Source organism: Arenibacter sp. P308M17, assembly GCF_003426735.1.
Classification (GTDB): Bacteria; Bacteroidota; Bacteroidia; order Flavobacteriales; family Flavobacteriaceae; genus Arenibacter.
Genome location: NZ_QVON01000005.1, coordinates 316,861 through 332,290 on the forward strand (window position 1 = coordinate 316,861; position 15,430 = coordinate 332,290).

The following is a 15,430-nucleotide window of genomic DNA, read 5'->3' on the forward strand; positions in this document are numbered from 1 at the left end:
TCTATGTTTGAAAGGGAGGAATATTTAATAAGAAGAAAAAGGTTAAGGGAATTGCTGAGCAATGGATTGATTCTTTTCCTGGGAAATGAAGAAAGTGGAATTAACTTTGAACACAACACCTATCCCTATAGACAGGATAGTACCTTTATATATTTTTTTGGACTGCAGATACCAGGATTGCAGGCAGTAATGGATTTGGAAGAAGACAAGGAGATTGTTTTTGGGGATAATCCATCCATTGATGATATTGTATTTACCGGGCCATTGGAATCTTTGGAAGAGCAGGCCTATAAAATTGGGGTAACTATTGTAAATCCGACCAATAGTCTTGAAAATTATATAGGCAATGCCATAGCCAAGGGAAGGCAGATCCATTATTTGCCGCCCTATCGCCCGGAGCATATATTGAAATTATCCGAATTATTGGATTTATCTACCCCCGAGGTCCCCAAAAAGGTCTCCACCAATTTGATAAAAGCGGTGGTACAACTACGGTCTATAAAATCCAGTGCCGAGATAGTGGAGATAGAAAGAGCCGTAAATACAACTGTAGAAATGCAGTTTAGGGCCATGGAAATGGCCCAGGTGGGAATGACCGAAGCAGATTTGTTCGGCGCGGTTCAAAATATAGCCATGGCCAACGGGAACAACACCTCTTTTCCTTCCATAGTAACCATCAACGGACAAATACTTCATAATCACTTTAGGGGAAACCTATTAAAAGCGGGTGATTTAGTACTGTGCGATTGTGGTGCTGAGAATTATTCGGGATATGCCGGCGACCTTACACGTACTTTTCCGGTAAACAACACCTTTAGCCTTAAACAGAGGGAGATCTATGATATAGTGTATAGATCCTATCAAAGAGCGGTAGGGATGCTTAAGCCCCAAGAGCTTTTTAGAGAGGTGCACTATGCGGCCTGTAAGGAAATTATTCTAGGGCTAACCGAGGTGGGATTAATGAAGGGTGATCCGGACAAAGCAGTGGAGGCGGGTGCCCATACCCTGTTCTTTCAATGTGGATTGGGGCATATGATGGGACTGGATGTCCATGATATGGAGAATTTGGGAGAGCAGTATGTTGGATATACCGATGAGATAAGACAAAGCAAAGAGTTTGGATTTAAATCCCTTCGCATGGGAAGGGCCTTGGAGGAAGGAATGGTGTTGACCATAGAACCTGGAATTTACTTCATCCCAGAGCTTATAGCCCTAAGAAAGAGTGAAAATAAGTATGTTGAATATGTAAATTATGATAAACTGGGGGAGTACAATGACTTTGGCGGCATTCGTTTAGAGGACGATTTTCTGATAACACAAAATGGTAGTCGCTTATTAGGCGCCAAACTGCCCACTTCTTCCTTAGAAATTGAAAACTTTAGAACTTCAAAAACTCCCCTTTAAGGATTTGTTAATAAGCAAGCCTTTCACTTTTATAGAAGATAGATCTCCAATATAAATAAGGTTTCTTTTTAAAAATTCCAGTAATTGGTAACACCTCTTTTTGAAACTTTGAAACTTTATTCAGTCAAGGTCAAAGGTCAAACTTTCAACTTTCAACTTTCAATCTTTGAACTTTACGCTTTGAGCTTTGAACTTTAAAGCTGTAAACTGCCAATGCAAATTCATTAATGATTAAAATCCGATCCAACCCACTTTAAATAAAAAAATAACCCTAGGTTCGGGATTATTGCAAATGCTCCCAATGGCCTTCCTAAACCTAAAAGATTTATTAACTTAGGGGATTCATAAAACAAAATGGATAATAATAGTAAAAATGAAAATAAACGACTCTTTTGATCCCGGCCATTATCAGGCCAACCATAAACGTTATGATACCATGCAATACCGTCGCTGTGGAAACAGTGGTATACTTTTGCCCCTAATATCATTGGGACTTTGGCACAATTTTGGCCATACCGATAACTTGGAGATGGGCCGCAATCTTTTGCGTTGTGCCTTCGATAATGGAATAACCCATTTTGATCTTGCCAATAACTACGGTCCCCCGTATGGAGCTGCTGAAGAAAATTTTGGTCGCATCTTTAAAAAGGATTTTCAGCCCTATCGCGATGAACTTATTATTTCTAGCAAAGCGGGTTGGGATATGTGGCCCGGACCTTATGGAAATTTTGGATCCAGAAAGTATTTGATCGCTTCTGCCCATCAAAGTCTAAAGCGAATGGGGCTGGAATACGTCGATATTTTTTACCATCACAGGCCCGATCCGGATACTCCGCTGGAGGAGACTATGGGGGCCTTGCATCATTTGGTGCAAAGTGGCAAGGCACTTTACGCCGGAATTTCCCAGTATCCTGCGGAATTAACGGCTAAGGCCGCCAATATCATGAAGGATTTGGGGACGCCTTTATTGATCCATCAGCCGAGGTACAATATGTTCGATCGCTGGGTGGAAGACGGACTGCTGGATGTATTGAAAGAAGAGGGGATAGGCTCCATTGCTTTCTCCCCATTGGCTCAGGGGGTATTGACCAAGAAATATTTGAAGGGGATTCCGGAGGATAGTAGGGCAGGCAAAGATGGCCGATATTTGAAGGAGGAACAGATAACCCCCGAAATTTTGGATAAGGTAGGGCAGCTCAATAGACTGGCAGGGAATCGCGGACAAAGTCTGGCCCAAATGGCCATTGCATGGTTGCTGAAGGACCAACGGATTTCCACTGTTCTTGTTGGCGTGAGCCGTACGGAACAATTGCTGGATAATTTGGAGGCCCTCAAGAACATTCATTTTAGTGGGGCGGAACTACTGGAAATTGAAAGTATTTTAAAATAATGGGTCGTTAAGCCCCAATAAATGTTCCTGTATAGATGATTAAGATATGCACCGTCAAAAGGTTTAAATAAACCGTAGCGGTGCATTTTATATTAGCGGAACATGGATATATTCAAATTAAATTTAATTATGCCGAAAGCAAAAAAGCAACATATCGTCAAGATTTTGGAGGCCCATTATATTACCCATGATGTGAAACGTTTTGTGGTGGAAAGACCTGTAGGTTACGATTTTATTCCTGGACAGGCTACGGAGGTTTCCATTAATCTTCCCGAATGGAAGGACAAATCAAGGCCATTTACATTTACTTCCATAAGGGAACATGGTTTTTTGGAATTCATGATCAAGATCTATAATGATCATGAAGGGGTGACCAATATGTTGGGTCGCACCCATGCCGGGGCGGAACTGATTCTCCACGATGTTTTCGGGGCCATTCAATTTAAGGGGCCAGGAATCTTTATAGCAGGTGGGGCCGGAATTACCCCATTTATTTCCATTTTTAGACATCTTTATACCCATAAGAACCTACATGGCAATAAATTGATCTATTCCAACAAAACCTCTGAAGACGTTATTATGGAGGAGGAATTGCAAACCATGCTCAATGGTAATTTTATAAAAGTATTTACCCGCCAGAATGTAGTAGGATTTAGGGGGAATAGGATAGATCGTAAATTTCTTATCGAAAATATAGCCGATTTTGGTCAGAACTTCTATTTGTGCGGACCCAAAAGGTTTGTAAGCAATATAACCGATCTCTTATTAAGTCTTGGTGCCTCGGCCGAAACGGTCATAATTGAAAGTTAGACCAAAAATAATTTTGGGAAATAGGTACGAACAGGTCACAGGAGAATGGATGAAGCTGCCCTCCTTTGGAGGTATCGGTGGCGGACATGTAACATGATGGGCCACAGCGGATATCATACTTTCCTAATAGCGTTGGGGTTTTGATCCAAAGAGTTTTATTTAGGTAGGTTGAAAAATAATTTAAACGTTTAAAAAGCTATATTTAATTACTCTTTTTATATTGCATATAACTTAAACCTAGATTATCTTATGGATACCAGAAGGGATTTTTTAAAGAAGGCAGGTATGTTGGCCGGCGGAATGGGGCTAACTGCGAGTCTTCCACCCTCCATTCAACGCGCTTTGGAGATCGACCCAGAAAATGGGACTTCTTTTTATGACGCCGAACATGTAGTTTTTCTAATGCAGGAAAACCGCTCCTTTGATCACTGTTTTGGGACATTGCAGGGTGTTAGAGGGTATAATGATCCCAGGGCCATTGCATTGCCCAATAAGATTCCCGTGTGGCTTCAGAGTAATAAGGAAGGGGAAACCTATGTGCCTTTCCGTTTAAATATCAAGGATACGCAGGCCACCTGGATGGGCGGCTTGCCACATTCATGGGAAAACCAGGTAGATGCCCGCAACAACGGCAAATATGATCAGTGGCTCGTGGCCAAGAAGGCCGATGAGGAATATGGCAATATGCCGCTTACCATGGGCCATTATACCCGTGAAGACCTACCGTTCTATTATGCCCTGGCCGATGCCTTTACCGTTTTTGATCAGCATTTTTGCTCTGCCCTTACAGGAACTACGACCAACAGAAATTATTTTTGGACGGGGAAATCCTTCGACACCCAGGGCAATAGACCATGTGTTAGAAATTCGGAGGTGAGCTATAATAGCGAGGCCAATTGGAAAACTTTTCCGGAAAGATTGGAGGAAAATGGTATTTCGTGGCGCGTCTACCAGAACGAGATCAGTTTGCCCACCGGTGTGGAAGATGAATCCTTGCTGGCCAATTTTACGGATAATAACCTAGAGTGGTTCTCTCAGTACCATGTTCGATATAGTTCCGGTTTTCAAAAATATATACATGGGAGACTGGAGGTATTGCCTTCGGAAATTGAGGCTTTGGAAAAGGAATTGGACAAACAGCCGGAAGAAGGGGAAGTGGAACTTAAAAAGGAACTGGAAAAGAAAAGACAGCAACTGGAACAAATTAAAGAGGTTCTTAATACTTGGAATCCCGATAATTTTGAAAAGCTTTCGGAATTCCAAAAAAAGCTTCATAATAAAGCTTTTACCACCAATATGGGAGACCCTGATTATCACAGGGTAGAGGAGTTTAGTTATGACGACAACGGAGTTCAACGTACCATAAAAGTGCCCAAAGGCGATATACTCCACCAATTTAGGCAAGATGTGGACCAGGGCAAATTGCCTACCGTTTCCTGGTTGGCAGCGCCGCAGAAATTTTCAGATCACCCGAGTGCCCCATGGTACGGGGCATGGTATGTCTCTGAAGTATTGGACATCCTCACCAAGAATCCAGAGGTATGGAAAAAAACCATATTTGTGCTTACCTATGACGAGAACGATGGCTATTTTGATCATATTCCCCCTTTTGTAGCCCCAAACCCTAAGGATACCAAGAACTTTACCAAAGGGTTGGACACCTCTGAGGAGTATGCCAGCTTGGAACAGGAGATGGCAAAAAAAGGTATGGATCCAGAGGACCCTAGGGAAAGCCCAATGGGATTGGGGTATAGGGTGCCAATGGTGGTAGCCTCACCTTGGAGTAAAGGCGGATGGGTCAATTCCGAGGTGTGCGATATCACCTCTACAATAATGTTCATGGAAGAGTTGATCAAGAAAAAAACGGACAAGGTAGTTAAGGAAACCAATATAAGTAGTTGGCGCAGGGCCATCAGTGGCAATTTAACCTCTGCTTTTAGGCCGTATAATGGGGAACAATACAATATGCCCCAAACCATAGAGCGCAATCATTTTATGCAGGAGGTCTACAATGCCAGTTTCAAGGAATTGCCCAAAGATTTTAAACCCCTAAGCACTAATGATATAGCCAATGCCGAGAAAAATCTCTATAAAACCTCCTTTATGCCTCATCAGGAACCCGGTATTAGGGATTCCTGTGCTTTGCCCTACGAGTTATACGTAGACGGACAAGTGGTTGTGGACAAGAACTTGTTTCGTATTCAGTTTACCGCTGCCGATACTTTTTTTGGTGAATCGGCCAAGGGAGCACCATTTAATGTTTATGCCCCTGGAAACTATAAGCAGGAAATGCCAGATGGAAGTGTAGATTACTTAGCTGTCCAAACATGGCCTTTTGCTGTGGGGAGGGGGCACAGTCTGGATTATGAATGGCCTTTGGATGATTTTGAGGATGAAGGATATCATTTACGGGTATATGGGCCTAACGGTTTTTATAGGGAATTTATGGGCAAGGCCACCGATCCCGAACTACAAATAAAATGCGGTTATCAAAAAAAGAGGGGATTTATAAAAAAATTATCGGGCAATATTGAGATCCAAATTGCCAATACCTCCAAGAAAAGTGATATGGATATTACGGTGGTAGACCATGCCTATGGTAATCCTGAACAAAAAATTCGGATCAAAAAAGGCGCGGTAGAGCGTATTGTGGTCAGTAGTGCCAAAAGTTACGGGTGGTACGATTTTTCTTTGCAGCTCCCCACTAATTCTAGTTTTGTAAGGCGATATGCAGGGAGGGTCGAGACCGGGGAAGCGTCCAAGAGCGATCCTTTTATGGGTAGGGTGGTTTCGTAGTACATCAATGATCTGCAATTAAGGTTTTAGAAAGAAAAAACCCACCCTGAACTTCAAGGTGGGTTTTTTTAATGAATTACACTAAGTACACTAAGTACACTAAGTACACAAAGCTTAGTTGGCAAGGTCGAACCTATCAAGATTCATCACCTTGGTCCAGACGTTTACGAAATCCTTTATAAACTTCTCCCCCGAATCTTCACAGGCATACACTTCTGCAATGGCCCTTAGCTCGGAATTGGATCCAAAAATAAGATCTGCTCGGGTAGCTGTCCATTTTAATTCTCCGGTCTTTCGGTTACGTCCTTCAAAAACGTCCTGGGCATCCGAAACGGCCTTCCAAGTGGTTCCCATATCGAGCAAATTTAGAAAGAAGTCGTTCGTCAAGGCTCCTGGACGTTTAGTGAAAACACCGTGTTGGGATCCGTCAAAGTTGGTGTCGAGAACACGCATTCCACCAAGGAGAACTGTCATTTCGGGGGCGGTCAAGGTCAATAATTGCGCCTTGTCCACAAGCATTTCCTCTGCGGTAACTTTGTAAGTATCTTTAAGGTAATTTCTAAAACCATCTGCCCTTGGCTCAAGCGGCTCAAAAGATTCCACGTCGGTTTGCTCCTGGCTTGCATCGGTACGTCCGGGATAAAAAGGAAGCGTTACGCCCTTCCCGGCATTTTTTGCCGAACTCTCAATAGCGGAGTTTCCTGCCAAAACAATGAGGTCTGCCAAAGAGACTTTTTTATTGCCGGATTGGGCGACATCGAATTCAGATTTAATGACCTTCAGCTTATCCAAAACTTGGACCAATTGCCCGGGGTTGTTTACCTTCCAGTCTTTTTGCGGCGCCAATCTTATACGTGCGCCATTGGCACCTCCTCGCTTGTCGGAGCCCCTAAAGGTGGAGGCGGAAGCCCATGCGGTGGAGACCAACTGTGATATGGAAAGACCGCTTGCCAAAATTTTGGCCTTTAAATCTGCAATATCCTGGTCATTGACCAATTCATGATCTACGGAAGGTACCGGATCTTGCCAAATTAATTGTTGCTTTGGAACTTCTGGACCTAGGTAACGTGACACCGGTCCCATATCCCGATGTACCAATTTAAACCAAGCACGTGAATAAGCATCGGCAAACTCTTCAGGATTCTCCAAAAAGTGCCTTGATATTTTCTCATAGGCAGGATCCATTCGCAATGAAAGGTCGGTGGTCAGCATAAATGGGGCATGCCTTATGTCCGGATTGTGGGCATCTGGTACCGTTCCCGCTCCGGCATTATTTTTAGGCTTCCATTGGTGCGCTCCGGCCGGACTTTTGGTCAGTTCCCATTCGTAACCAAATAGATTTTCGAAAAAAGTGTGACTCCATTTGGTGGGGGTATTGGTCCAGGCACCTTCAATGCCACTGGTAATGGTGTCCGCACCTGCCCCGCTTCCATAGTTGTTCTTCCACCCAAGGCCTTGCGCTTCGATGCCTGCGGCTGCAGGCTCTGCTTCCACATATTTATTAGGGTCTGCAGCGCCATGGGTCTTGCCAAATGTATGCCCCCCGGCAATAAGGGCCACCGTTTCGTAATCGTTCATTGCCATACGGCCAAAAGTATCACGTATATAATGGGCGGACTCCACTGGATCCGGGTTCGCATTATGGCCTTCCGGGTTTACATAGATCAATCCCATATGGGCGGCACCTAACGGAGTTTCCAATTCCCCGTTTTCGGAATAACGTTCCTTGTTGCCCATCCATTCTTTTTCGGAACCCCAATAAACGTCTTGTTCGGATTCCCATATATCCTCCCGTCCTCCGGCGAAACCGAACATTTTTAATCCCATGGATTCGTGGGCACAGTTACCGGCCAATATCAATAGATCTGCCCAAGACAGTTTCTTTCCATATTTCTTTTTTATAGGCCATAACAACAAACGGGCCTTGTCCAGATTGGCATTGTCCGGCCAACTATTTAAGGGGGCAAAACGTTGTGATCCCGAACCGGCACCTCCGCGACCGTCCTGTATACGATAAGTTCCGGCACTATGCCAAGCCATCCGGATAAAGAAGGGGCCATAATGTCCATAATCTGCCGGCCACCAATCCTGACTTGTGGTCATTAGTTCATAAAGGTCTTTTTTTACGGCCGACAGATCCAGTTTTTTAAATTCTTCGGCATAATTAAAATCCGGGTCCATGGGGTCTACCAAGGATGAATTTTGTCGCAGTATATTTAATTTTAATTGATTTGGCCACCATTCCCGGTTACTGGTACCTCCCCCGGCTACTTGGTGCAATTCGCCATTTAAGAAGGGGCATTTTGCGCTAGGGTCGTTTACATCCCATGCTTTTCCGTTTGAAGATGGGTTTGAATGTGCTTTATTCTCCATTTTATATAGTTTAAATATTTTTTCGATTAGTTTATCCTTAAATTTACAATAATTTTTTCCGATGGATTTGAAATGGTTATCAATAAAACTTATGGGTGTTAGTGAAAACTTATTGTCAGATTACAACGACCCTAATTCCGGGTATAGGTAAAAGTACTTGCACATGAAGTACATAACCGTAGGCTTTAAAGGAATAACCGTCTGGTACTGCCCATATGCATTCAAAGAGCTTTGCCCAACACCCCGTGTGGTTGCAATAAAATTAAAGGACTCGACACCTGTATTGGATTCTGAATAGATCTAGGTCATTTACAAAGAATTGGGTTGGATTCCCCAAAGAATTTAAAAAAATATGCGGATTTTTTTGTTATATTTTCTAATAGTGTTTGTTTATGGGAGCGCTCTATATGGGCAGCAAACATACATACAGGGTGTTAAGGACAGGTATCCGGTAGATTTAAACCGTATTTGGTTGTCCCATGAACATATTTTGGTCGATTTTATAGGGGCCAATAGTATTCAACCCAATATTTGGGACCACGATGCGGTAATTACGGAAGTGATACCTTATCTGGAAGAACTAAGGGCCTATAAGGTAGATTATTTTGTGGATGCTACTCCGGCTTATTTGGGACGGGATGTTTTGCTACTTGAAAAAATAGCCAAGAGAACAGGGCTCATGATAGTGACGAATACCGGACTCTACGGAGCGCGGAATAATAAATTCCTTCCGAAGTATGTTCAAAATACATCCGCGGAAGATCTGGCGCAAAAGTGGATTTCCGAATTTGAAGATGGCATAGACGGTACCGATATTAAGCCAGGTTTTATAAAGATCGGGATAGATACGGCCGATCCGTTGGACTCCTTACAACAAAAGCTGGTAAAGGCGGCTGCCCTTACCAATTTAAAAACCGGCTTAACCATAGCTTCCCATACAGGAAAGGCTGTGGGACTTTGGCCCCAGCTGAGGATTCTGAAGGAAGCAGGCGTATCCCCAACCTCCTTTATATGGGTGCATGCCCAGGCCGAAGAGGATAATAATGCCTACCTAAAGGCAGCTGCCATGGGGTGTTGGATAAGTTTGGACGGATTAGGTTGGGATTTGGAAAAGCACCTTATGAAATTAGTTTTTGCCAAAGAAAGTGGTATTTTGGATCATATTCTCATTTCCCATGATGCCGGTTGGTACGATCCCCAAAAGAAACTGCAGACTATTACCCCCTATACCGATATTTTTACGAAACTCCTTCCGCAACTTAAGGCCAAAGGCTTTACGGACGGGGAGATAACATTATTGTTATCCGTTAATCCGGCAAAGGCTTTTGGTCTGGAAATAAAGGATTAGACAATATACAATCTCCAATTTTCCCATATTTCACCTCTCCGATTTAGTGTCCTGTAAACCCCTACTTTATAATCTGATAGTCCACTGTAACTGCAAGTTTATTGAAAACTTGGATGGGTATATTTTAAGAGTTTCGATCTGTGGAAAAATATGCCATGGACAAGTTTGAAGTTTTCTTATCTTAGAACTATCATTATCATGAATGTCGTAGTTTCAATGCAGACACCTAAAAAATATTCAATGCGTTTAAAATTTTTAATTGTCCCAATAATGGGTATTTTGTTCAGTTTCCAAATGGGTAATTCCCAAGAAGAAATTCTTTATAAGGAGGTGGATACTACCCGGTTGTTTTTGGAAGTCCATTATCCATCTTATATGGAGTCTTCAAAAAAATATCCGGCCATGGTCTTCTTTTTTGGTGGCGGTTGGGTTGGAGGCAAAAGGTCCCAATTCTTAAATCAGGCCAAATATTTTGCCAAAAGGGGAGTGGTTTGTTTTTTGGCCGACTACCGTACCTCAAAAATAAATGGAACAACTCCGTTCGAAGCGGTCAAGGATGCTAAATCGGCCATCCGATTTATTAGAAAGAATGCGGACAAATTTAATATAGACGGTACCAGGTTAATCGCTTCGGGAGGATCTGCAGGTGGACATCTAGCTGCCGCAACTGCTTTAATTGAAGGGTACAATGACCCGGCCGATGATCTGGCCATAGATTGTATCCCTAATGCCTTGGTGCTCTTTAACCCGGTATTGGATAATGGTCCCGGTGGTTATGGCTATGAAAGGATAGGGGCGGCTTACAAAGATTTTTCACCTCTACATAATATTAAGAAATCGGCTCCCCCAACTATCGTTTTCCTAGGTACCACAGACCATTTGATTCCAGTGGTGACGGTCCAGTATTTTAAAATGGTCATGGAAAAAGTGGAAAGCAGGTGCGACCTTAAATTGTATGAAGGGGAGGGGCATGGTTTTTTTAATTATGCCCATCATAAAGCCTACAAGAGTACTGTAGGGGAAGCAGATCAGTTTCTGGTGTCACTGGGATATTTAAGTAGGGAGCCAATAGTAAACATTGATTGATAAAGTTTTGGGGACAGGAGAGCTGTCCGTAAATATTGTTTTAAACAATAAGATTAAATGACATTTTATGAATTGGATTTATCTAATTATAGCAGGACTGTTTGAAGTAGCCTTTGCGGCCTGTCTTGGTAAGGCAAAAGAGGCTACAGGAGCGGAGGCAACATATTGGTATATTGGTTTTTTACTGTGTTTGGCCATAAGTATGTTGCTGTTGGTGAGGGCAACAAGGGAGTTGCCTATTGGTACTGCTTATGCCGTATGGACGGGAATAGGAGCGGTTGGTACTGTATTGGTGGGTATTCTGGTGTTTAAGGAACCTGCCACCTTTTGGAGGATGTTCTTTATTACCACCCTAATAGGCTCCATTATCGGACTCAAGTTTGTGTCCAATTAATTTCTGGTGTATTCCTTAAAATAAAACTACTTACTGTATGGACCAACGACGTTATTTGCTTCTAAAATGCACCCAGGGAGTCGGCTTATAATAATTAAATGGGTACATACCTTGATCTGGCTATTTTTTGTAGTTATAATTTTCTATATTCTGTATTCAGGAATTTTTAATAAGGTCAATAGGTGTACTTGGATCGGCATTGGGCTGATCGTTGGGGAAGGTATTGTTCTTTTGGTATTTAAAATGTTCTGCCCCCTGACCATTATGGCAAGGAAATATTCGGATTCGGAAAAGGATAATTTTGACATTTTTCTTCCCAATTGGTTGGCGAAATATAATAAGTTGATTTTTACCACCCTCTATATTATTGGGTTGATCATAGTATTGATAAGAACTTTATTTTAAGACCATTTCCTTTTGGAATGTGTATAATGGTCTTAAAATACGACATCAAAAGATAAAAAATACCTTTTCATAAAAGTACCGCATACGGTTATGATTGATAAAAACTAAGAGTGATTGCCAAAAACGTACAAATCGAACACAAATGATGAATAACAAATTTTCTTCAATGCTTTACTTCTTTTTGATTTTGTCACTGTTTTATGGCAATGCCCAGAATACTTTTAAAATTCCCCAGGATGTTGAGCGGATACTTTTTTTAGGGAATAGTATTACTTACTCGGGGCAGTACGTGTCTTATGTTGATGCCTACCTAACTTTGCAATATCCGGATCGGGATTTTGAAATTATTAATGTTGGATTGCCCAGTGAAACGGTATCGGGACTCTCGGAACCGGATCATGCAGGAGGTAAATTTCCGCGTCCGGATCTTCATGAGCGTTTGGAACGTATTATGTCACAGGTCCGACCGGATCTGGTATTGGCCTGCTATGGCATGAACGATGGCATTTATTTACCGTTTGATGAAGGGCGTTTTCAAAAATATAAGAAGGGAATCCATTGGTTGAACAACCAAATCTTGGAGTCCGGAGCATCCATAATACATATAACCCCTCCCATTTTTGATAGTCGTAAGGGGGAAGCTTATGCCAACGTATTGGATATTTACTCAGATTGGCTTATTAGTAACAGGTATACCAACAATTGGAAGGTAATAGACCTGCATTGGCCCATGAAAAAATACCTTGAGGACAGGCGTTTGGAGGATGATGGTTTCGTTTTGGCCAAGGACGGCGTGCATCCTAATGATATGGGACATTGGATTATGGCACAGCAGCTGCTCCTATATCTTGGTGAAACGGAAGTATCCAAGATCAATAGTGTTGGGGAAATGGTTTCCCGATTTAGCCATGGAGAAGCAATATGGAAGCTTGTAGAGGAGCGGCAAAAAATGATGAAAGATGCATGGCTCACATCAATCGGTCACGAAAGGCCAGGTATGAATGAAGGATTTTCTATGAGCGAAGCAATGCGCAAGAAAGATATTATGGATAGGGAAATACGAAGTTTGCTCACTAATTGAGATAGGGACCTGTCTGCCTTAGGGAAGTGGATTGGGACAGTATTAGGGGCATAGCGAAAACGTTTACAATAAAAAAGCCAATAGAATTAGATCTATTGGCCTGTTAAAATTTGCCTGGTTAATTAGGTAATATTTTAGTACATGACAAAAAATAATTTTTCGTCATCGCGAGGTACGAAGCGATCTGTTGCCCATTGGGTAGATTGCTTCACTTTGTTCGCAATGACGCATTTTTTATGCTCTAATCGTTTTTTGTCATGTACAGTTAGGTATTATTTAAAGTCGGATACTTTTAATTGTTTTTCCTCCCAGTATTCGTCCTTTCTAAATTCGTAGGTGGTAGGACTGTAGGTACCGACCAATTCTACGTTGGTCTTGGCGGGTACCGGTAGATCCAGCGTCCAATATACGGCATTGACCACTAATCTTCGTGTTCCTTCAATAGTGAAATCTATGGCTGAAAATGCCGTGGATGTAAAGGCCTTTCCCTGTTTTCCTCCCGGAATTTGATAGGTTCTTGTCCATGCAACAGGCATAAGGGGTGCACTTACATCTTTTCCGGCGTCGTTGGTTTTGGCAACTTCATCATCGGTGGGACGCATACCATAAAAGAGATCATTTTCGTCATATTCGCCTTTTCTGTTCATTACCTTCCCGTAAATTATTGGCTGGGAATCCCCGGACATGGGCAGGCGAACCTCATAGACATCGGCAGAGGCCCAAACATCCCCGTCCGCAATACTATTTGTAATTCCCGTAGTTTTTCCCGCATCGGTCACAAAACCTTTGGTACTTTGATGTCTGTGGTGCCCGTGATGGCTCACCCAATTTTCACCTAGAACAAGTTTTCCAAACCCGCCTTCCCATTCCTTCATTTCCCCATTATAGGAGTTTCCGTAATGTTTGTAACTGGATACGTCCCCATCGTTAAAGTTGAACGCATGGGTAGCCGTTCTAAGCCCAATTACTGGCTTACCTTGCAAAAGGTAATCATCTATATGTTTCATTTGGTCGTCCGGCAAAGCCCTGAACCTAGTGGCAATAATCATAAGGTCGGCGTTGTCCAGGGCTTCCAGGCCCGGGATGTTTTTGCCATAATTGGCGTCTATCACACCCGGGTGGGCCGGGTTTTGGGCAAACAGTACCGTACACTTAAAACCATGGTGCTCGGAGAGGATTTTTGCCAACTGGGGCATGGACTCTTCGGAGCGGTATTCTTCGTCCCCTGAAATCAGCACTATATGTTTTGCGTTCTTTTCACCACCTTCAAAAGTAAGCCATTGCTCTGGCGTTTCGGTGGTTACCACGGTTGCCGTTTCAGTAGTTTTGGCCTCTTTTTGCTCTTTACAGGCGAACATAAAAAGGCAAATAAGGATGGGTAATAGATTTTTCATAAATAGTTATATTTAATTCATATACGGACGTAAGGAACCGGTCAATTGTTCAGCCCCATACCTTCCTTGATCAATTTCAAGCCTTTGGTATAGATTTCTTCGGAAGGCGAATAATCCCTCCATACATTAATGGCATTGGCAAACTCAGGGATAATGGTGCTAAATGCCTCAATGGTCAACCACCCGTCATACTTCACTTCCCTCAAGGCCATAAATACTTCGTCCCAATGAACCTGTCCGCTGCCGGGCGTGCCCCTGTCGTTCTCACTAATATGTACATGCTTTAAATGCGGGGCTATGGCTCTAATGGCCTGGGCCTGATTTTTTTCCTCGATATTGGCATGGTGCGTATCGAACATGGCACCCAAGTTGGGATGGTTTACTTCCGTTACCATTTGGCCAAGGTCGGCCATAGTGTTGTACAAATAACATTCAAACCTGTTAACCGCTTCGGGAGTAAGTATAATATTGGCTTTCTGCGCATATTCGGCGGCTTTATACAGCATCTCATTGCTCCACTGTTTTTCCTGTAAGGTGGGAGGTTGACGTGTAAAAAAGGCAAAGGTGGAATGAAATGGCCCGCATATTACCTCTACATTGGCGGCCTCGGCCATATCTATGGTCCATTTTAACCGTTCCAGGCCCGCTTCCCTTATCTTCTTATCGGGACTGGCTATATTCTGCTCTGGCGACAAGGCACCTACAGCAGTGACCCCCATGTTGATACTGGAAAAATACCTGCCCAAGTTTGTATAATGCTTTAGATCCCCGTCGCCCAAAAATAGCTCAACACCATCATATCCCGTTGCTTTTAATTTGTCCACTATGGGATAATGTTCCTCCGTAACATGGTTGGTCCAAAGCAACATATTCATTCCAATTTTCATGTGTTTATATTTATTGTTTTTCAATGGTCACATAATATCCAGGTAATCATTTTCGTCCCGAT

General features: G+C 42.8%; 13 protein-coding genes. 10 read left to right on the top strand and 3 right to left on the bottom strand.

The window, feature by feature from the left end:
• Window positions 1–3 precede the first annotated feature (3 nt).
• The 4 genes from D0S24_RS14015 to D0S24_RS14030 all read left to right on the top strand — a co-directional run bounded on the left by D0S24_RS14015 (window position 4) and on the right by D0S24_RS14030 (window position 6,400).
• Window positions 4–1,404: an aminopeptidase P family protein gene (locus tag D0S24_RS14015; protein WP_117020497.1), complete on the top strand. Its 1,401-nt coding sequence runs from the start codon at window positions 4–6 to the stop codon at window positions 1,402–1,404.
• A gap of 373 nt (window positions 1,405–1,777) precedes the next feature.
• Window positions 1,778–2,794 carry an L-glyceraldehyde 3-phosphate reductase gene (gene mgrA, locus D0S24_RS14020; protein ID WP_117020498.1) on the top strand — a complete coding sequence of 339 codons (1,017 nt, stop codon included), beginning with the start codon at window positions 1,778–1,780 and terminating at the stop codon, window positions 2,792–2,794.
• Between the two features lie 129 nt (window positions 2,795–2,923).
• Complete coding sequence (locus D0S24_RS14025) at window positions 2,924–3,604, top strand: FAD-binding oxidoreductase (RefSeq protein WP_117020582.1); 681 nt, start codon at window positions 2,924–2,926, stop codon at window positions 3,602–3,604.
• Between the two features lie 249 nt (window positions 3,605–3,853).
• Window positions 3,854–6,400, top strand: a complete 2,547-nt coding sequence (locus tag D0S24_RS14030; RefSeq protein WP_117020499.1) for a phosphocholine-specific phospholipase C — start codon at window positions 3,854–3,856, stop codon at window positions 6,398–6,400.
• Window positions 6,401–6,514: 114 nt separating this feature from the next.
• Here the strand turns inward: D0S24_RS14030 and katG are convergent, their stop codons facing one another.
• Window positions 6,515–8,773: a catalase/peroxidase HPI gene (katG, locus tag D0S24_RS14035; protein WP_117020500.1), complete on the bottom strand. Its 2,259-nt coding sequence runs from the start codon at window positions 8,771–8,773 to the stop codon at window positions 6,515–6,517.
• 163 nt (window positions 8,774–8,936) lie between these two features.
• Between katG and D0S24_RS21360 the strand changes: the two genes are divergently transcribed.
• The 6 genes from D0S24_RS21360 to D0S24_RS14060 all read left to right on the top strand — a co-directional run bounded on the left by D0S24_RS21360 (window position 8,937) and on the right by D0S24_RS14060 (window position 13,087).
• Window positions 8,937–9,071 carry a hypothetical protein gene (locus D0S24_RS21360; protein ID WP_258922836.1) on the top strand — a complete coding sequence of 45 codons (135 nt, stop codon included), beginning with the start codon at window positions 8,937–8,939 and terminating at the stop codon, window positions 9,069–9,071.
• 54 nt (window positions 9,072–9,125) lie between these two features.
• Window positions 9,126–10,121 carry a phosphotriesterase gene (locus tag D0S24_RS14040; RefSeq protein ID WP_117020501.1) on the top strand — a complete coding sequence of 332 codons (996 nt, stop codon included), beginning with the start codon at window positions 9,126–9,128 and terminating at the stop codon, window positions 10,119–10,121.
• A 240-nt stretch (window positions 10,122–10,361) separates the two neighbouring features.
• Window positions 10,362–11,207, top strand: coding sequence for an alpha/beta hydrolase (locus D0S24_RS14045; RefSeq protein WP_181938102.1), 846 nt, complete (start codon window positions 10,362–10,364; stop codon window positions 11,205–11,207).
• 67 nt (window positions 11,208–11,274) lie between these two features.
• The gene (locus D0S24_RS14050) at window positions 11,275–11,601 is read left to right on the top strand and encodes a multidrug efflux SMR transporter (protein ID WP_117020503.1); all 327 of its coding nucleotides are present in this window, start codon (window positions 11,275–11,277) and stop codon (window positions 11,599–11,601) included.
• A gap of 111 nt (window positions 11,602–11,712) precedes the next feature.
• Window positions 11,713–12,006: a hypothetical protein gene (locus D0S24_RS14055; RefSeq protein WP_251795792.1), complete on the top strand. Its 294-nt coding sequence runs from the start codon at window positions 11,713–11,715 to the stop codon at window positions 12,004–12,006.
• A 142-nt stretch (window positions 12,007–12,148) separates the two neighbouring features.
• Window positions 12,149–13,087 carry an SGNH/GDSL hydrolase family protein gene (locus D0S24_RS14060; protein WP_220377767.1) on the top strand — a complete coding sequence of 313 codons (939 nt, stop codon included), beginning with the start codon at window positions 12,149–12,151 and terminating at the stop codon, window positions 13,085–13,087.
• 272 nt (window positions 13,088–13,359) lie between these two features.
• Here D0S24_RS14060 and D0S24_RS14065 read toward each other — a convergent pair whose 3' ends face one another.
• Both D0S24_RS14065 and D0S24_RS14070 read right to left on the bottom strand, forming a co-directional pair.
• Complete coding sequence (locus tag D0S24_RS14065; RefSeq protein WP_117020505.1) at window positions 13,360–14,481, bottom strand: hypothetical protein; 1,122 nt, start codon at window positions 14,479–14,481, stop codon at window positions 13,360–13,362.
• Between the two features lie 41 nt (window positions 14,482–14,522).
• A complete protein-coding gene (locus D0S24_RS14070) occupies window positions 14,523–15,368 on the bottom strand; it encodes a sugar phosphate isomerase/epimerase (protein WP_117020506.1) in 846 nt (281 codons plus the stop codon).
• Window positions 15,369–15,430 lie beyond the last annotated feature (62 nt).